The following is an 18,874-nucleotide window of genomic DNA, read 5'->3' as shown; positions in this document are numbered from 1 at the left end:
AAATACAGTGTGGCACTCATTCCATCGTTGGCATGGGTGCCGATGAACGCAAGTGGTGCAAGGCATATGCCATCGCCGCTGTTTTGTGCAGGCGCCTCGCTTGAATCGCCGTTGGCCGGCTATAATCGCCGCCTCATTTCGTCGCCCGAGTCCAAGCCGCCCATGTACACCCTGGCCCGTGAACTGCTGTTCAAACTTTCCCCGGAAACCTCCCACGATCTGTCTCTGGACCTGATCGGCGCGGGTGGACGTTTGGGCCTCAATGGTCTGCTGTGCAAGGCGCCGGCTAAGTTGCCGGTGACTGTGATGGGACTTGATTTCCCCAACCCGGTCGGGCTGGCGGCGGGCCTGGACAAGAATGGCGCGGCCATCGACGGCTTTGCCCAACTGGGGTTCGGTTTCGTGGAAATCGGCACCGTCACCCCGCGTCCCCAGCCGGGCAACCCCAAGCCACGGATTTTCCGCCTGCCGCAAGCCGAGGCGATCATCAACCGCATGGGCTTTAACAACCTGGGTGTCGACCATTTACTCGGTCGTGTCGCCGCGGCCAAGTACAAGGGCGTGCTGGGCATCAACATCGGCAAGAATTTCGATACACCGGTGGAGCGCGCGGTCGACGATTATCTGATCTGCCTGGACAAGGTCTACGCCCATGCCAGTTATGTGACGGTCAACGTCAGCTCCCCCAACACCCCTGGGCTGCGCAGCCTGCAATTTGGCGACTCCCTCAAGCAGTTGTTGGCTGACCTGGCCCGGCGCCGCGCCGAGTTGGCGGTGATCCATGGCAAGCACGTGCCGCTGGCCATCAAGATCGCTCCGGACATGACTGACGAAGAGACCGCACAAGTGGCCCAGGCCCTGGTCGACACCGGAATGGACGCGGTGATTGCCACCAACACGACGCTGGGTCGCGAAGGCGTCGAGGGGGTGGATCACGGTGACGAGGCGGGCGGGCTGTCGGGTGCGCCGGTGCGGGACAAGAGCACCCATATCGTGAAAGTGCTGGCCGCCGAACTGGCGGGACGCCTGCCGATCATTGCAGTGGGTGGCATTACCGAGGGCAAGCATGCTGCCGAGAAAATCAGTGCAGGCGCGAGCCTGGTGCAGATTTATTCGGGCTTTATCTATAAGGGGCCGGCGTTGATTCGGGAGTCGGTGGATGCGATTGCCGCGCTGCGTTGATTCTCAAGGTGCAGCGCGATTCAACTGTGGCGAGGGGATTTATCCCCGCTGGGCTGCGCAGCAGCCCCTCAGAGTGTCAGGTTTAACGAGTGAACTGTTTGGGGCCGCTTCGCGCCCCAGCGGGGATAAATCCCCTCGCCACAGCTGTATTCACAGCTCCGCTTTTTGCAGTGTTCATGAAACCCAGGCATTAAAAAGGGCTCCTCGAAGGAGCCCCCTGGGCCGAAGCCCGCCGTCCGGATGGGACGTGCGTGGTTAAATCGATGTGAGTATCAAATTGTTGAGTTCTTGAGTGTTAAGCCCTGTGTCAGCCGACGGCGTGAAGTTCGTTGAGTCTGTGGATACCCGCAGTGCCGGTCATACCGTCCCAGTTGTCGCCGCGTCCTTCTCGCCAGCCATTGATCCAGGCTTGACGTACCGACGGTAGAGTAAAGGGGCAAAGCTCACGGGATTTACCACCAACGCCATATTGGTAACCGCGTAAAAAAGCTCTTTCCAACGGATCACGCTTAAGTCTTCTCATAGGGTGTTGCCCTCACTTGTTGACTGTTGCTTCGCGTTGACCTCTGTCGAGGCCGGGGCAGAATCATTCTGCCGTTGGGTGGCTCGTTGCCGGCGTGACGAGCCGAGGTGTTGGCGCCGTTGTGACGTCAACCTGTGTTGAGTTCTAACCAAAGCGTCACATGTATGGAATGATCGTTTTGTCATAAGCGCGTAACAATAAAGATGTTAGGGCGATAAGTAACATGATGTTCGTTGACCGCTAATGAGCAAGAGCCCTGTATGATCGGCCCTGCGTCGAAGGGCGTTGCCCTTGTCCGAATGCGAATGTCCCTGCGTTGCACTCGGGTAATATGCGACGAAAGGGGCGACTTTTCACAATTTGTTGCACAGAATTTTTTACCTGCCCTCGCCTCTAAGCTTTTTAACCTGAGCGGCGAGGGCGGGACGGCACACCTTCGTGCCACGCGGGTGCTCTTGAGAAAAGCACCTGATCGAACCCGGCCCGGCAATGCGTTGCCCGGTCCACTTAGCCAAAGGCTCTGGAAATCCCATGTCCGATCGTTTCGAACTCTTCCTCACTTGCCCCAAAGGTCTTGAAGGCCTGCTCATCGAGGAAGCCGTCGGGCTTGGCCTTGAAGAGGCGCGCGAGCACACCTCGGCCGTGCGCGGCATGGCCGACATGGAAACGGCTTATCGCCTGTGCCTGTGGTCACGTCTGGCCAACCGCGTGTTGCTGGTGCTCAAGCGTTTCCCGATGAAGGACGCCGAAGACCTGTATCACGGCGTGCTGGATGTCGACTGGCAGGACCACATGCTGGCCGATGGCACTCTGGCAGTGGAATTCAGCGGGCATGGCTCGGGCATCGATAACACCCACTTTGGTGCCTTGAAGGTCAAGGACGCCATTGTTGACAAGCTGCGCACGCCGACGGGCGAGCGGCCATCAATCGACAAGCTCAACCCGGACTTGCGCATCCACCTGCGCCTGGACCGCGGCGAAGCGATCCTCTCCCTGGACCTTTCCGGCCACAGCCTGCATCAGCGCGGTTATCGCCTGCAGCAAGGCGCCGCGCCGCTGAAGGAAAACCTCGCCGCGGCCATCCTGATCCGCTCCGGCTGGCCGCGTATTGCCGCTGAAGGCGGGGCGCTGGCCGACCCGATGTGTGGCGTCGGCACCTTTCTGGTCGAAGCCGGGATGATCGCCGCCGACATGGCGCCGAACCTGCGTCGCCAGCAGTGGGGGTTCACCGCCTGGCTCGGCCATGTGCCGGCGTTGTGGAAGAAGCTGCACGAAGAGGCCAGCGCCCGTGCCGCCGCCGGGCTGGCCAAGCCGCCGCTGTGGATTCGCGGCTACGAGGCTGATCCGCGGTTGATTCAGCCCGGCCGCAATAACGTCGAGCGTGCCGGCCTGAGCGAGTGGATCAAGATTTATCAGGGTGAAGTCGCTACCTTCGAACCCCGTCCCGACCAGAACCAGAAAGGCCTGGTGATCTGCAATCCGCCGTACGGCGAGCGTCTGGGCGACGAAGCCAGCTTGCTTTATCTCTATCAGAACCTCGGCGAGCGCCTGCGCCAGGCCTGCCTGAACTGGGAAGCCGCGGTGTTCACCGGCGCGCCGGACCTGGGCAAGCGCATGGGCATTCGCAGTCACAAGCAGTATTCGTTCTGGAACGGCGCCTTGCCGTGCAAATTGCTGCTGATCAAGGTCCTGCCGGATCAGTTCGTCACCGGTGAGCGTCGTACCCCGGAACAGCGTCAGGCCGAGCGTGAGCAGGCTGAGTACGAACAGGCGCCCGACGTACCGCAAGAGCGCCAGTACAACAAGAACGGCAACCCGATCAAACCCGCCCCGGCTCCGGCCCCTGTGGTCGAGCAGGCACGTTTGAGCGAAGGCGGGCAGATGTTTGCCAACCGTCTGCAAAAGAACCTCAAGCTGCTGAGTAAATGGGCCAAGCGTGAAGGCGTGGACTGCTATCGGGTCTACGACGCCGACATGCCGGAATACTCCATGGCCATCGACCTGTACCACGATTGGGTTCATGTCCAGGAATACGTCGCGCCAAAATCCATCGACCCGGAAAAGGCCTCGGCCCGGCTGTTCGACGCCCTGGCGGCCATCCCCCAGGCATTGAACGTGGACAAGAGTCGCGTGGTGATCAAGCGTCGCGAACGCCAGAGCGGCACCAAGCAGTACGAGCGCCAGAGCGCCCAAGGCAAGTTCACCGAGGTCAATGAAGGTGGCGTGAAGCTGCTGGTCAACCTCACCGACTACCTGGACACCGGGCTGTTTCTCGACCATCGGCCGATGCGCCTGCGGATCCAGAAAGAGGCGGCCGGCAAGCGCTTCCTCAATCTGTTCTGCTACACCGCGACCGCCAGCGTCCACGCTGCCAAGGGTGGCGCGCGCAGCACCACCAGTGTCGACCTGTCGAAAACCTACCTGGATTGGGCGCGGCGTAATCTGTCGCTCAATGGCTTCTCGGACAAGAATCGCCTGGAGCAGGGCGATGTGATGGCTTGGCTTGAAGCCAGCCGCGACGAGTACGACCTGATCTTCATCGACCCGCCGACCTTCTCCAACTCCAAGCGCATGGAAGGTGTGTTCGACGTGCAGCGCGACCACGTCCAGTTGCTGGACCTGGCCATGGCCCGCCTGGCGCCGGGTGGCGTGCTGTATTTCTCCAACAACTTCCGCAAGTTCCAGCTCGAGGACAATCTTGGCGAGCGTTACGCGGTGGAGGAGATCACCGCCAAGACCATTGATCCGGATTTTGCCCGAAACGGCAAGATTCATCGTGCCTGGAAGATCATGGCCCGCTGACCTATAGCCGATTGGATCCATGGAAGCCTTGAAACTCAAGGCTTTCGGGGTTTTTTGTGCTGGTCAAAGTGATGGCTAATAGCTATAACTTAAGCTTGTGGACAGGGCAGTACCTATGCCTGGCCCCTTTCTGAGTTGTATTTATGGCATTGCATCAGGTGCGCCCCAGAATCCTGGGTTTTATCAGCGAAGATGTGTCGGCCTGGCTGGTGGCTTCGCTGGTGCTGCTGGCCGGTGCGTTCGTGACCGGTTTGCTGACCTGGGCGATGGCGAGTCTGTTCAACCAGCAATTGCGCCAGCGCTTTGAACTGCAAACCCAGGAGCGCTTCAGCCGCATCGAGGAGCGTTTTCAGGACCAAGAGCAACGTCTCGACAGCCTGAGGCGTTTCTTTGCCAATTCGGCAGGGGTTTTCGAGAGGGAATTCCATGGCTATGCCGAAGCGTTATTGCGCCGCACCCAGGCGTTCGCCTGGGCGCCTCGGGTGCTGCGCGACGAACGATCCTCGTTCGAACAACAAGCCCGGACCGAGGGGGGCGATACGTTTTCCATCCGTGAGCCGGACGACTCAGGTGGCCTGCGCCTGGCCGCCGAGCGGGACGAATACGTGCCGGTGCTGTACCTCCAGAGTCAGCCTTCCTTCAAGGCCATACGGGGTTTGGATCTGCTCGCCCAGCCCTTGCGCCGTGCCACCCTTGAGCGTGCTCGCCAACGTGACACCATGGTGGTATCGCAACCTTTGGACCTGGTGGGTGAGGCTTCCACCACGGTGCGCGGAGTGTTGTTGGTCGCGCCGGTCTCCAGGACGTGGTCCAGGGAACCGTTCGGTTACGTCGTGGCTGCCGTCAGCATGCACCAGTTGGTAGGTGATGGCCTGCCAGCGCCCGGTCAGGACAATCTTGCGATGCGGGTCATGGACTTGTCTGCGGACGACCGTGAGGAAGTGTTGTTCGAGTCGCTCGATCCACCAGGCGAAAGTGACTTGTCAGCGACCCGTCTGTTGCGCCTGGCCGACCGCGACTATCGGATAGAGTTGCGGCCCAGTCGCATCTTTCTGTCCACCAACCCCTCTTCGGTGGCAAGCCTGGTGGTATTGGGTGGCTTGCTCAGCCTGCTCCTCAGTGCCCTGCTGTATGTGTTGGTCAGCCAGCGACAGCGGGCCCTGCAACTGGTAGAGCTGCGGACCCGGGAGCTGCGCGAGCGTGAGCAGGAGCTGCGGGGTACCCACGGCCAGTTGCGAGGTGTGCTGGATGCCGCGACCCAGGTTGCGATCATCGCCACGGATCTGCGCGGGGTGATAACCACGTTCAATGCGGGCGCCGAACAGATGCTTGGCTACGACAGCGGCGAGGTCCTGCACAGCATGACCCTCGAAAGCCTCCACTTGCCGCGCGAGCTCCAGGCCCGGGCCGTACAACTTGCAGCGCGTTATGGCAAACCGATTCCCACCTGCCACGCCATGTTGGTCGAAGGCGGCGAACAGGGTGGTCAGCAAGCCCGGGAGTGGACGCTGGTGCGCCGCGATGGCACTCATCTGACTGTGAACATGCTGGCCACACCGATGCTGGATGATCAGGGACTGTGGATTGGCCATCTGGCCATCTGCATCGACATCACCGAACGCAAGCGCGTTCACGAGGCCCTGGCCGCGCGGGACCTGTTGCTGAAAAAGCTCAGTGCTCACGTGCCCGGAGGCATCTACCAGTTCAAGATGGATTTCAATGGGCGTTTCAGCGTGATTTATGCCAGCGACGGCATTCGCGATATCTACGAGCTGGAGCCCGAGATACTGGTGCGCAACGCCGAATCGATTTTCTCGCGCATCCATCCGCTGGACAGTGCGCGCGTGCGCAGATCGATCCGGACTTCGGCCGACACCCTGAGCCCATGGCGGGAGGAGTATCGCCTGCAACTGCCGCAGCGTGGGTTGCGTTGGGTGCGCGGCGAAGCCACACCTGAGGAGCTGCCGGGCGGCGGGGTGTTGTGGCACGGTTATATTTCCGACATTTCCGATCTCAAACGGGTGGAAGAGGAACTGCGAGCCTTGTCAGTGACCGACGCCCTGACAGGTATTCGCAACCGGCGCTATTTCCAGGAGCGCCTGACCACGGAGATGGCCCGGGTGGAGCGGGGCACCGGGGAGTTGGCGGTCATCATGCTCGACATCGACCACTTCAAACGTATCAACGATCAGCACGGCCACGCAGTGGGCGATCGGGTGTTGCAGGCGGTTTGCCAGCGTATCACTCAACGGCTGAGACGGACCGACGTGTTCTGCCGGCTGGGCGGTGAAGAGTTCGTGGTGTTGTGCCCGGACACCGACGGCGAAAGCGCCCATGCTTTGGCCGTGGGGTTGTGGGAGGGGCTGCGCAGCGCGCCAATCGAGGATGTGGGTGTCATCACCGCCAGCTTCGGCATCGCCACCTGGCGCGTCGGGGAGGGGGCGGATGCGCTGCTGTTGCGAGCCGACTCGGGAGTGTACGTGGCCAAGCAGGCCGGACGGGATCGGGTTGAGGCGCAGTTGGGGTAGGCGTCTCCGCCGGGGATCAATGTGGGAGCGAGCCTGCTCGCGATAACGGTGTGCCATTCAACATTTCTGTTCACTGGCTGACGCATCGCGAGCAGGCTCGCTCCCACAGTTAATTTGTACGGGTTTAGAGCACCGAAGCCGTCTGTGGCAGTTTCGGCTGGCGATACAGGTCCAGCAGCACCTGGTCCAGCACCGACGACGCACCCCATGGCCGCGGATCGTTGAGGATCGCCACCACGGCCCAGGTGTTGCCGTTGATGTCACGGCTGTAGCCGGCGATGGCGCGAACGGTGTTCAGGGTGCCCGTCTTGACGTGGGCTTCGCCGGCCATGGCGGTGGTCTTGAGACGTCTGCGCATGGTGCCGTCGGTGCCGGCGATGGGCATCGAACTGATGAATTCGGCGGAGTACGGGCTGCGCCACGCGGCTTGCAGCATTGCCGCCATTTCCCGGGCACTCACCCTTTCGGCGCGGGACAGGCCGGAGCCGTTTTCCATGACCAGGTGCGGCGCGGTGATGCCTTTGCGAGCCAGCCACTGGCGTACCACCCGTTGTGCCGCCTTGGCGTCGTCACCGTCGGCTTCGTTGCGAAACTCTGCGCCCAGGCTCAGGAATAATTGCTGGGCCATGGTGTTGTTACTGTATTTGTTGATGTCGCGAATGATCTCCGCCAGATCCGGCGAGAACGCCCGGGCCAACACCTTGGCGCTGCTCGGGGTCGCCGCCAGGCGGTCCTTGCCCTGGATGCTGCCGCCCAGTTCCTTCCAGATCGCCCGCACCGCTCCGGCGGTGTAGGTAGGGTGGTCGAGCAGCGCCAGGTAGGTCTGGGAGCTGCAGCCGTCACCGAGCTGGCCGCCGACGGTGACGGTCACGCTGCCGTCCGCCTGGGGCACCGGGTTATAGCGCACGCCACCGGTGCATTTTTTGGAGTTGAGTGCCTTGACCTGGTTTTCGATACGAATGCTGGCGATCGGCGGCTCCACCGACACCAGCACCCGACCGGCGTCATTGCGGGCGACAAAACGCAGGGCCTTGAGGTTGACCAGCAGAGAATCAGGCTTGACCAAAAACGGTTTGTTTTTGTCGTTGCCGTCGTCGTTGAATTCAGGCAACTGCGGTTTGACGAAGAAACCACGGTCCAGCACCAGATCACCGGTGACCTGTTGCACGCCGTTGGCCCGCAAGTCGCGCATCAGTAGCCAGAGCTTTTCCATGTTCAGCTTGGGGTCGCCGCCACCCTTGAGGTACAGGTTGCCGTTGAGAATCCCGCCGCTGAGGGTGCCGTCGGTGTAGAACTCGGTTTTCCACTGGTGATTGGGCCCCAGCATCTCCAGGGCGGCATAGGTGGTCACCAGTTTCATGGTGGAGGCCGGGTTCACCGAGACATCGGCGTTGTACAGGGTCGGGGTGCCAGGGCCGTTGAGCGGGATCATCACCAGGGACAAGGCGTTGTTTTGCAGCTTGCTGTTCTTGAGGGCCTTTTGCACATTGGGCGTCAGGGCCGTGTTGATGGTGGCGGCGCTGGTGGACGCCGGCAGGGCCAGGGGAAGAAGAAGGCTGGCCAAAAGCAGTGGACGCAAAGATTTGATCATTGAAATAAAACCCTACGGGCGAGGGGGAAAAAACGAGGGCATGAAAATGAACGCCCTCAACGTCATGAAAGTGTCGGCATTATGCCCCAAGGTGCAACGGCGTGTGCCGTGCCTGAGCCCTTCGGGGCGCTATTTTTTACCGACGGTAGGCCCACACACCCGATCAGGCGGGCAAACGGTGCACCAAACTGGTAGAGTGCCGGCCGTTATTACTTATGAGGATTGTTCCAATGGCGACTAACCGTTCCCAGCGTCTGCGCAAAAAACTGTGCGTGGATGAATTTCAAGAGCTGGGTTTCGAACTGAACCTGGATTTCAAAGAAGATCTGGCCGATGAGGCCGTTGACGCTTTCCTCGACGCTTTCCTGAAACAAGCCATGGAAGCCAATGGCCTGGGCTATGTTGGCGGCGACGACTACGGTCTGGTTTGCCTGCAGAAGCGTGGCTCGGTGTCCGAAGAGCAGCGTGCGGCCGTTGAAGCCTGGCTCAAGGCGCGTCCTGAGCTGACCAGTGTTGAAGTCAGCCCGCTGATGGACGTCTGGTACCCGGAAAAGCCGATCAATCCGGTCGCTTGATGGTCTGAAACCGGCAGCCCTTTCGGGCGCCGGTTTTTTTGTGCCTGTCAGTTATGGATTGGGTGACCTTCAGGCCGCCTTCGCGAGCAGGCTGGCTCCCACAAGGTTATGTGAGCGACACAAATCCCCCTGTGGGAGCGAGCCTGCTCGCGATGCTGTCAGGCGTTACGCCAGTTCAGGATCAGCAAGGTCAACACCCCCGCCACAATCCCCCAGAACGCCGAACCGATGGAAAACAGCGTCAACCCCGATGCCGTGACCATGAAGGTGACCAGCGCCGCTTCGCGTTCCCGGGCTTCGCTCATGGCGATGCTCAAGCCATTGATGATTGAACCGAACAGCGCCAACGCCGCGATGGACAGTACCAGCTCCTTGGGCAGCGCCGCGAACAATGCCGCCAGTGTCGCGCCGAACACGCCGGCAATCCCGTAGAAAATCCCGCACCAGACCGCTGCCGTGTAGCGTTTGTTACGATCCTCATGGGCATGGGGCCCGGTGCAAATGGCCGCGCTGATGGCCGCCAGGTTAATGCCGTGGGAGCCGAACGGTGCCAGCAGCAGCGAGGCGATGCCTGTGCTGGTGATCAGCGGCGAGGCCGGCACGTTGTAACCGTCTGCCCGCAGCACGGCGACGCCAGGCATGTTTTGCGAGGTCATCGCCACCACGAACAGTGGAATGCCGATGCTGATGGTGGCCGCCAGGGAGAAGTGTGGCGTGGTCCATACCGGTGTGGCGACTTCCAGGGCAAAGCCGCTGAAGTCCAGGAGCCCCATCAAACCTGACAGCGCTGTACCGATCAGCAACGCTGCCAGCACCGCGTAGCGCGGCGACAGGCGCTTGACGATCAGGTAGGTGAAAAACATCCCCAGCACCAGGCCGGTTCGATGCTGGGCGGCGACGAAAATCTCGCTGCCGATCTTGAACAGGATCCCCGCCAGCAACGCCGCCGCCAGCGAGGCCGGAATGCGCTTGACCAGGCGCTCGAAGCTACCGGTCAGGCCACAGATTGTCACCAGCACCGCGCAGGTGATGTAGGCGCCGATGGCTTCGCCATAACTGACCCCGCCCAGGCTGGTGATCAGCAGCGCCGCGCCGGGTGTCGACCAGGCGATGGTGATCGGTGTGCGATACCGCAACGACAGACCAATGGAGCACACAGCCATGCCGATGGAAATCGCCCAGATCCACGAAGAAATCTGCCCGCTGGTCAGCCCTGCCGCCTGCCCGGCCTGGAACATCAACACCAGCGAACTGGTATAGCCGGTCATCATTGCGATGAAACCGGCGACGATGGCCGATGGCGCCGTATCGGCCAGCGGGCGAAGTGGCGTGGTCGTGACTTCGGTCATGGTGGGCGGTGGTCCTTGTTGTAAATTGCAGGAGGGCTGGGGCCACAGGTTTGGGGTTTAAGCCTAAACTCAACCCCGTTGCCGATTGCAATACAGCCACGTCCGCAAACAGCCGTACAGTCGTGTTGCCATCAGAGGTTGTGTACAATCGCCGTATTATTTACGTGATACTTGTCAGCAACTCGCTGAGGCGTATTACAGTCACGGTCAATTCGCCGCAGTTCTCCCGACTCGAGTGCCCATGAACGAACAGTTGCAGCCCCTCAAGAAACAACCGCGAGCAGGCAAAGCCGGCCGCAGCGGAACCCAGGACGATATTGTCTATGCGCATATTTTCGAGGCCATCCTCGAACAGCGCCTGGCGCCCGGTACAAAGTTGAGCGAAGAGGCGTTGGGGGAGATTTTCGGGGTCAGCCGCACCATCATTCGCCGTGCGCTGTCGCGTCTGGCCCACGAAGGCGTGGTGCTGTTGCGGCCCAATCGCGGCGCCGTGGTGGCCAGCCCGAGTGTCGAAGAGGCCCGTCAGGTATTCATGGCCCGGCGCCTGGTGGAAAGGGCGATCACCGAACTGGCGGTGCAGCATGCCACGGCCGAACAACTGGCTGAGCTGCGGCAGATGGTCAGCGACGAGCGCGACAGTTTTTCCCGCGGTGACCGCGGCGCCGGCATCCGCCTGTCGGGCGAGTTCCACCTCAAGCTGGCCGAGGCGGCGAAGAACGCCCCGCTGATCAGCTTTCAGCGCAGCCTGGTGTCCCAAACCTCGCTGATCATCGCCCAGTACGAAAGCGGCAACCGCTCCCACTGTTCCTACGACGAACACACTCAGTTGATCGACGCCATCGAGGCCCGCGACGCCACCCTGGCGGTGGACCTGATGATGCACCACATGGACCACATCGACAGCAAGCTCAACCTCGACGAAGAAAGCGCGTCGGATGATCTGCATGCGGTTTTTTCGCATTTGCTGCAGAGCAAGAAGCCTGGGCGGTCGACGGCCAAGCTCTGATTGAGTTGAGTCAGCGGCACCGTGTCGCCCCCTTCGCGAGCAAGCCCGCTCCCACATTTGACCGTGTTGTCATGACATACGCGGATCAAATGTGGGAGCGGGCTTGCTCGCGAAAGCGGTCTGACAAGCGCTAAAGATCTACCGCTGATGCACCAACTGGCCCGCCGCATAAGTCTGCGCCACCGCGCGGTCATCCCCCAGCGTCATCAACACAAACAACTTCTCGGCAATGTCCCGGGCCTGCTTCAGTCGATAGTCCAAGAGCGGCGTGGCGCTGTAGTCCAGTACCAAAAAGTCCGCATCGCTGCCCGGCTGTAAAGTCCCGATCCGGTCTTCCAGGCGCAAGGCCCGAGCGCCGCCAAGCGTGGCCAGGTACAGCGACTTGAACGGACTCAGGCGGGCGCCCTGCAACTGCATCACCTTGTAGGCTTCGTTCAGGGTTTGCAGCAACGAGAAGCTGGTGCCGCCACCGACGTCCGTGCCCAACCCTACGTTCACTTTGTGCTTCTCGGCCATTGGCAGGTTGAACAGGCCGCTGCCGAGGAAAAAGTTCGAGGTCGGGCAGAACGCGATGGCCGAACCGGTCTCAGCCAGGCGCGCGCATTCGTCGTCACACAGGTGCACGCCGTGGGCGAACACCGAACGTTCGCCGAGCAGTTGGTAGTGGTCGTAGACGTCCAGATAACCTTTGCGCTCTGGAAACAGCTCCTTGACCCATTGCACTTCCTGCAGGTTTTCACTGATGTGAGTCTGCATGTACAGGTCGGGATATTCCCCCAGCAACTGACCCGCCAGGGCCAGTTGTTCCGGCGTGCTGGTCGGCGCAAAACGCGGGGTCACGGCGTAATGCAGGCGGCCTTTGCCGTGCCAGCGTTCGATCAGCGCTTTGCTTTCGGTGTAGCTGGATTCAGCAGTGTCGGTCAGGTAGTCCGGGGCGTTGCGATCCATCATCACTTTGCCGGCGATCATTCGCAGGTCGAGTTTCTCGGCCACCTCGAAAAATGCGTTGACCGATTGCGGGTGCACACTGCCGAACACCAGCGCGGTGGTGGTGCCGTTGCGCAGCAGTTCCTTGACGAAAATATCGGCCACGGCGTCGGCGTGGGCTTTGTCGGCGAACTGACTTTCGCAGGGGAAGGTGTAGGTGTTGAGCCAGTCCAGCAATTGCTCGCCGTAGGCCCCGACCATGCCGGTCTGCGGCAGGTGGATGTGGGTGTCGATGAAGCCGGGCGTGATCAGCGCGTCCTGGTAGTGAGTGATCTGGATGTCGGCCGCCAGGGTCGGCAGCAACTCGCTGGCGTGGCCGATGGCGCTGATCTGGCCGTTTTCTACCACCAGCAGGCCGTCTTCAAAATATTCATAGGACGCTTCAATGCCGACTTCGGCAGGGTCGGCGAGGCTGTGGAGCAGGGCGGCGCGGTAGGCTTTACGTGTCAGGGGCATGGGAGTTCTCAACGATTGTTCAACGGTTCGCCTGGCTGCGGCGCGAGGCCGGCAGCAGCTTGGCAATCGGTTCGGCGCGCGTGGTGTGCTGGCCGAAATCCGCGTTATAGGTGGCGATGATTTCACCGGCGATGGAGATGGCGATTTCCACAGGCAACTTGCCTTTGACGTCGCCGATGCCCATCGGGCAGCGCATGCGTTGCAAGGTGCTGCTGTCGAAGCCACGATCACGCAGGCGATGTTCGAACTTGACCCGTTTGGTTTTCGAACCAATCAGGCCGAAGTAGGCGAAGTCGTTGCGCTTGAGGATCGCGGCGCTCAGTTCCAGGTCGAGCTGATGGTTGTGGGTCATGACGATGCAGTAGCTGCCGGCGGGCAGTTCGTCGATTTCATCCAGCGGCTCTTCGCTGACGATCTTGCGCACGCCGTGGGGCAGGTGTTCGGGGAACTCCGCTTCCCGGGAGTCGATCCAGCGCACCTTGCAGGGCAGGCTCGCCAGCAGCGGCACCAGGGCACGGCCGACATGGCCGGCGCCGAACACGGCAATCTGCGCCTGGACCTGGCCCATGGGTTCAAACAGCAGCACGGTCACGCCGCCGCAGCACTGGCCCAGGCTGGCGCCGAGGCTGAAGCGCTCCAGATGGGTGCTTTGCTGGCCGCTGGCGAGCATCTGCCGAGCGAGTTCCATGGCTTTGTATTCCAGGTGCCCGCCACCGATGGTGTCGAACGTCTGGCTGGCGCTGATCACCATCTTCGAACCGGCATTGCGCGGGGTCGAGCCGAGTTCTTCGATGATCGTCACCAGCACGCAGGGTTCACCGCGATCTTGCAGGTCGGCGAGGGCGCTGATCCAGTTGTACATATTCACCTCGACATCTCTGTTGTCTGTTCCGGCCTCATCGCGAGCAAGCTTGGCTCCCACAGGGGGCTCAGGGTTAACAAAGTCCCTGTGGGAGCGGGCTTGCTCGCGAAGGCCGCGCCGCGGTCTAAAGCGAAGCCACCTCGGCCTCAGCTTCCACAGCTTTCGCCACCTTCAACCCGCGCATCTGCTCACACCCCCACAACACCCGCTCCGGTGTCGCCGGTGCATCGATTTTAGGCTGGTGCTGGTAATCCCCCAGGCTCGCCACGGCGTCCTTGATCGCGCACCAGGCGGCGATGCCGAGCATGAACGGCGGCTCGCCCACGGCTTTGGAGTGGAACACCGTGTCTTCCGGGTTCTTGCGGTTTTCCACCAGCTTGACCCGCAGATCCAACGGCATGTCGGCCACCGCCGGAATCTTGTAGCTGGCTGGGCCATTCGTCATGAGCTTGCCTTTGTCGTTCCATACCAGTTCTTCCATGGTCAGCCAGCCCATGCCCTGGATGAAACCGCCCTCGACCTGGCCAATGTCGATGGCCGGGTTCAGCGAGGCGCCGACGTCGTGGAGGATGTCGGTGCGCAGCATTTTGTATTCGCCGGTCAGGGTGTCGACGATCACCTCGGCACACGCCGCGCCGTAGGCGTAGTAGTAGAACGGCCGGCCCCGGGCCTGACTGCGGTCGTAGTAGATTTTCGGGGTCTTGTAGAAACCGGTGCTCGACAGCGAAACCTGGGCGAAATACGCCTGCTGGACCAGCGCCTCGAACGTCAGGATGTGATCGCGCACCCGCACATGGCCGTTGTGGAACGCCACGTCTTCTTCGCTGACCTGGTACTGCCGCGCAGCGAACGCCACCAGGCGCTGCTTGATGGTTTCAGCGGCATTCTGCGCAGCCTTGCCATTGAGGTCGGCACCGCTAGAGGCGGCGGTGGGGGAGGTGTTCGGCACCTTATCGGTGTTGGTTGCGGTGATCTGCACCCGGTCCATTTCCACCTGGAACACCTCGGCCACCACTTGCGCGACTTTGGTGTTCAAGCCCTGGCCCATTTCCGTGCCGCCATGGTTCAGGTGAATGCTGCCGTCGGTATAGACGTGAATCAGCGCGCCGGCCTGGTTGAGGAAGCTGGCGGTAAAGGAAATGCCGAACTTGACCGGCGTCAGCGCCAGGCCTTTTTTCAGGATCGGGCTATTGGCGTTGTAGCGGCGGATCGCTTCGCGGCGCTCGGCATACTGGCTGCTTTGCTCGAGTTCAGCGGTCATCTCCTCGAGCATGTTGTGCTCGACGGTCTGGTAGTAATGGGTGACGTTGCGCTCGGTCTTGCCGTAGTAGTTGGCCTTGCGCACCGCCAGCGGATCGAGCCCCAGATGCCGGGCGATGGCGTCCATCACTTCTTCGATGGCGACCATGCCTTGCGGCCCGCCGAAGCCACGGTAAGCGGTGTTCGACGCGGTATTGGTCTTGCAGCGATGGCCGTTGATGGTTGCATCGCCCAGGTAATAGGCGTTGTCGGCATGGAACATCGCCCGGTCGACAATCGAGGCCGACAGGTCGGGCGAGCAGCCGCAGTTGCCGGCCAGCTCCAGGGCAATCCCGTGCAGACGCCCGGAGCTGTCGAAGCCGACGTCGTATTCGATGTAGAAAGGGTGGCGCTTGCCGGTCATCAGCATGTCTTCGACCCGGGGCAGGCGCATCTTGGTGGGCTGGCCGGTGAGGTGGGCGATGACCGCGCACAGGCACGCCGGACTGGCGGCCTGGGTTTCCTTGCCACCAAAGCCACCGCCCATGCGGCGCATGTCCACCACGACTTTATTCATCGAAACGTCCAGCACTTCGGCCACCAGTTTCTGCACTTCGGTGGGGTTCTGCGTGGAGCAGTAGACGATCATGCCGCCGTCTTCGGTGGGCATCACCGAGGAAATCTGGGTTTCCAGGTAAAAGTGTTCCTGGCCACCAATGTGCAGCGAGCCCTGGATGCGATGCTCGGCACTGGCCAGCGCCGCCGCCGAATCACCGCGCTGGTGGGTGTGGCTGTCCAGCACGAAATGCCGCTTGCGCAGAGCCTCGACCACGTCCAGCACCGGTTCCAGGTCTTCATACTCGATGATGGCCGCCATCGCTGCCTTGCGCGCGGTTTCCAGGTCCCTGGCGGCGACGGCCAGCACCGGTTGGCCGACGAACTGCACGTCATCGATGGCCAATAGCGGATCACCGGGCAGCAGCGGGCCGATGTCCTTGAGGCCGGGCACGTCCTCATGGGTGATGGCGATGCGCACGCCTTCAAAGGCGTAGCAAGGCGCGGTATCAATGCGCAAAATCCGCGCGTGGGCACGGTCCGACAACCGGGCGTAAACGTGCAACTGGTTCGGGAATTCCAGGCGATCGTCGATGTACTGGGCTTCGCCGGACACGTGCTTGGCGGCGCTGTCATGCTTGACACTGCGGCCCACGCCGGTGGTCAGGTCGCGGGCGAACAGTTCGGCCAGCTCGGCTTGAGTCTTCTCTACGGCGTGATGGTTAGACATAAGCGGTCACCCGAGTCTCGATGTGCGGCGTTTGCAATTCGATGAAGTATTTGCGCAGCAGGTTGCGGGCGCTAAGCAGGCGGTATTCCTTGCTGGCGCGGAAGTCCGATAGCGGCGTGAAGTCTTCGGCCAGGGCGGTACAAGCGCGTTCAACCGTGCTGTCGTTCCACGCGGCACCGATCAACGCGGCTTCACAATGCTTGGCGCGCTTGGGTGTCGCGGCCATGCCGCCGAAGGCCACCCGGGCGTCCTGGACCACGCCATGCTCGATACGCAGGTTGAACGCAGCACATACGGCGGAAATGTCATCGTCCAAGCGTTTGGAGACCTTGTAGGCGCGGAACGCTTGCTCAGCGCTGGCCCGGGGCACGATGATCTTTTCGATGAATTCGCTTTCCTGGCGGGCGGTGACCCGGTAGTCGATGAAATAGTCTTCCAGCGCCAGGCTGCGGCGAGTCTGGCCCTTGCACAACACGATCTGCGCGCCGAGGGCGATCAGCAAGGGCGGCGAGTCGCCAATCGGCGACGCGTTGCCGATGTTGCCGCCCAGGGTGCCCTGGTTGCGGATCTGCAATGAAGCGAAGCGCTGCAGCAGTTCGCCGAAGTCCGGGTATTCAGCTTGCAAAGCTTCGTAGCAATCGGAGAGCGTGGTGGCGGCGCCGATCTCCAGGCGATCGTCGAAGCGCTCGATGCGCTTGAGTTCAGCGACGTTGCCCACGTAGATCATCACCGGCAGGGTGCGATGGAACTGGGTGACTTCCAGGGCCAGGTCCGTGCCGCCGGCCAGCAGGCGCGCCTGGGGATAAGCGTCGTAGAGATCGGCCAGGTCGGCCACGGTCAACGGCACCAGGCAACGTTTGTCGCCGCTGTTGAGCTCGCCAGTGTCAGTCGGCGCGATGGCCTTGAGGCGAGCGATGGTTTCGGTTTCGCGGGCGTCGAACTGGTCTGGCTGTTTCCCACAGCAGGCCTGCTCGGCGGCCGCCAGAATCGGCCGGTAGCCGGTGCAGCGGCACAGATTGCCGGCCAAGGCTTCGTGGGCCTTATGGGCGTCGGGCTGTTCGCTGTTCTTTTGCAGGGCGAACAGGGACATCACGAAGCCCGGTGTGCAGAAGCCGCATTGCGAACCGTGGCAATCGACCATCGCCTGTTGGACGCTGTGCAACTGGCCCTGGTGCTTGAGGTCTTCGACGCTGATCAGTTGCTTGCCGTGCAGGGACGAGACGAAGGTCAGGCACGAATTGAGGCTGCGATAACGAATACGTTCACGGCCTTCCTCGTCGGTCTGCAACTCGCCCACCACCACTGTGCACGCGCCACAGTCGCCGCTGGCGCAGCCTTCTTTGGTACCGGATTTGCCGAGGTGTTCGCGCAAATAGTTGAGCACGGTCAGGTTCGGGTCCAGGGCGTGCTCGCTACGGAGTTCCTGGTTGAGTAAAAACTGGATCACGGAAGGCCTCGCAAACTCATTATTGTTGTATCGACTTGAGCTGAATTTATCAGGTCTGACTTTGCGGTCAACGATTTTCTGACTTATAGGTCAAGAAAATCCGTTTGGTCGATGAACAACGATCTATGGACACTGTAGAACCTGTGGGAGCCGAGCTTGCTCGCGATGACGACGGTACATTCAGTATGGATGCAAGCTGGCAGACCGCTATCGCGAGCAAGCTCGGCTCCCACAGGTTCTTCCACAGGTTCTGTTTCAGGATGAGGGCTCAAACTTTTTGCTTATATCGTGCCAAAAACCCGCTGCAGGCCCTGCGCCATGACGTATTGAGTGCGCTACACTGCGCCGCTTGTGCAAATCGAAGAGTTTGAAGGACAACCATGACGTTCAAGGCCCCGGACAGCCTCGCCGAGCAAATCGCCCACCATCTCGCCGAACGCATCATTCGTGGCGAAATGAAGCCGGGCGAGCGCATCCAGGAACAGAAGGTCACGCTGGCGCTGAACGTGAGTCGCGGCTCGGTCCGCGAGGCGCTGCTGATTCTGGAGCGGCGGCATCTGATCGCGATCCTGCCGCGCCGTGGCGCACACGTCACCGAACTGAGCGAACACAAGGTACGCAGTCTCTGTGCGCTGATGAGCGAGCTGTACATCCTGTTGGGCAATGCCGTGGCTCATGGCTGGCAGGAACAGGCCGACATGGCGCCGTTCGTGGCGATCCAGCAGCGTCTCAACGACGCCTATGCGCGCCAGGACATCCGCACCTTCGTCGATGAAAGTTTCAGCGTGATGCGCGCCGCCTATCCCTTCGCTAACAATCCGTACTTGCAGGAAACCGTCGAGAACCTGCAACCGGCCATGAGTCGCGCCTACTTCTTGGCCCTGGAACAGCGCAAGGCCGAGATGAGCGAATTCCTCGACCTGTTCCAGCGCCTGCTGACCGCCGTGCTGGCCCGTGATTTGCCACAGATCCGCATCGTGCTGACGGCCTACGCCCAGCGCAGTTGCGATCTGGTGGTTTCTGCCCTGACGGCGGCCTGAAC

At 61.4% G+C, this 18,874-nt stretch carries 13 protein-coding genes; 6 read left to right on the top strand and 7 right to left on the bottom strand.

Translation table 11 applies throughout. The features are described 5' to 3' along the window. Positions 1-162: 162 nt before the first annotated feature. Positions 163-1,182, top strand: coding sequence for a quinone-dependent dihydroorotate dehydrogenase (locus PSH57_RS19715; protein WP_305390432.1), 1,020 nt, complete (start codon positions 163-165; stop codon positions 1,180-1,182). A gap of 307 nt (positions 1,183-1,489) precedes the next feature. Here PSH57_RS19715 and rmf read toward each other — a convergent pair whose 3' ends face one another. Then, complete coding sequence (gene rmf / locus PSH57_RS19710; protein WP_003223300.1) at positions 1,490-1,705, bottom strand: ribosome modulation factor; 216 nt, start codon at positions 1,703-1,705, stop codon at positions 1,490-1,492. A gap of 531 nt (positions 1,706-2,236) precedes the next feature. Here rmf and rlmKL point away from each other — a divergent pair. Next, positions 2,237-4,507 carry a bifunctional 23S rRNA (guanine(2069)-N(7))-methyltransferase RlmK/23S rRNA (guanine(2445)-N(2))-methyltransferase RlmL gene (rlmKL, locus tag PSH57_RS19705; RefSeq protein ID WP_305384984.1) on the top strand — a complete coding sequence of 757 codons (2,271 nt, stop codon included), beginning with the start codon at positions 2,237-2,239 and terminating at the stop codon, positions 4,505-4,507. 143 nt (positions 4,508-4,650) lie between these two features. Then, positions 4,651-7,035 carry a sensor domain-containing diguanylate cyclase gene (locus tag PSH57_RS19700; protein WP_305384982.1) on the top strand — a complete coding sequence of 795 codons (2,385 nt, stop codon included), beginning with the start codon at positions 4,651-4,653 and terminating at the stop codon, positions 7,033-7,035. Positions 7,036-7,159: 124 nt separating this feature from the next. On the opposite strand, the gene dacB is transcribed toward PSH57_RS19700, so the two are convergent. Further along, entirely contained in the window at positions 7,160-8,626 is a 1,467-nt protein-coding gene (dacB, locus tag PSH57_RS19695; RefSeq protein ID WP_305384981.1) for a D-alanyl-D-alanine carboxypeptidase/D-alanyl-D-alanine endopeptidase, read from the bottom strand. A 230-nt stretch (positions 8,627-8,856) separates the two neighbouring features. Here dacB and PSH57_RS19690 point away from each other — a divergent pair, with 230 nt between their 5' ends. After that, a complete protein-coding gene (locus PSH57_RS19690; protein ID WP_305384980.1) occupies positions 8,857-9,201 on the top strand; it encodes a YggL family protein in 345 nt (114 codons plus the stop codon). A 158-nt stretch (positions 9,202-9,359) separates the two neighbouring features. Here PSH57_RS19690 and PSH57_RS19685 read toward each other — a convergent pair whose 3' ends face one another. Continuing rightward, positions 9,360-10,550, bottom strand: coding sequence for a benzoate/H(+) symporter BenE family transporter (locus tag PSH57_RS19685; RefSeq protein WP_305384978.1), 1,191 nt, complete (start codon positions 10,548-10,550; stop codon positions 9,360-9,362). Between the two features lie 241 nt (positions 10,551-10,791). Here PSH57_RS19685 and PSH57_RS19680 point away from each other — a divergent pair, with 241 nt between their 5' ends. Then, entirely contained in the window at positions 10,792-11,556 is a 765-nt protein-coding gene (locus tag PSH57_RS19680) for a GntR family transcriptional regulator (protein ID WP_003183531.1), read from the top strand. A 138-nt stretch (positions 11,557-11,694) separates the two neighbouring features. Here PSH57_RS19680 and guaD read toward each other — a convergent pair whose 3' ends face one another. From guaD to xdhA, 4 genes are all read right to left on the bottom strand, one after another. Continuing rightward, positions 11,695-12,999, bottom strand: a complete 1,305-nt coding sequence (gene guaD / locus PSH57_RS19675; RefSeq protein WP_305384977.1) for a guanine deaminase — start codon at positions 12,997-12,999, stop codon at positions 11,695-11,697. Positions 13,000-13,018: 19 nt separating this feature from the next. Next, positions 13,019-13,861, bottom strand: coding sequence for a xanthine dehydrogenase accessory protein XdhC (xdhC, locus tag PSH57_RS19670; protein ID WP_305384976.1), 843 nt, complete (start codon positions 13,859-13,861; stop codon positions 13,019-13,021). 124 nt (positions 13,862-13,985) lie between these two features. Further along, a complete protein-coding gene (xdhB, locus tag PSH57_RS19665; RefSeq protein WP_305384975.1) occupies positions 13,986-16,385 on the bottom strand; it encodes a xanthine dehydrogenase molybdopterin binding subunit in 2,400 nt (799 codons plus the stop codon). Next, the gene (xdhA, locus tag PSH57_RS19660; protein WP_305384973.1) at positions 16,378-17,832 is read right to left on the bottom strand and encodes a xanthine dehydrogenase small subunit; all 1,455 of its coding nucleotides are present in this window, start codon (positions 17,830-17,832) and stop codon (positions 16,378-16,380) included. Before xdhA ends, xdhB begins: the two co-directional genes overlap by 8 nt. A 380-nt stretch (positions 17,833-18,212) precedes the next feature. Here xdhA and PSH57_RS19655 point away from each other — a divergent pair, with 380 nt between their 5' ends. Further along, a complete protein-coding gene (locus PSH57_RS19655) occupies positions 18,213-18,872 on the top strand; it encodes a GntR family transcriptional regulator (protein WP_305384972.1) in 660 nt (219 codons plus the stop codon). Positions 18,873-18,874: the final 2 nt, after the last annotated feature.

Source organism: Pseudomonas hefeiensis (assembly GCF_030687835.1).
Taxonomy (GTDB): Bacteria; Pseudomonadota; Gammaproteobacteria; order Pseudomonadales; family Pseudomonadaceae; genus Aquipseudomonas; species Aquipseudomonas hefeiensis.
Note: the sequence above shows the minus strand (reverse complement) of the source record. Positions and strands in the feature narration are given on the sequence as shown.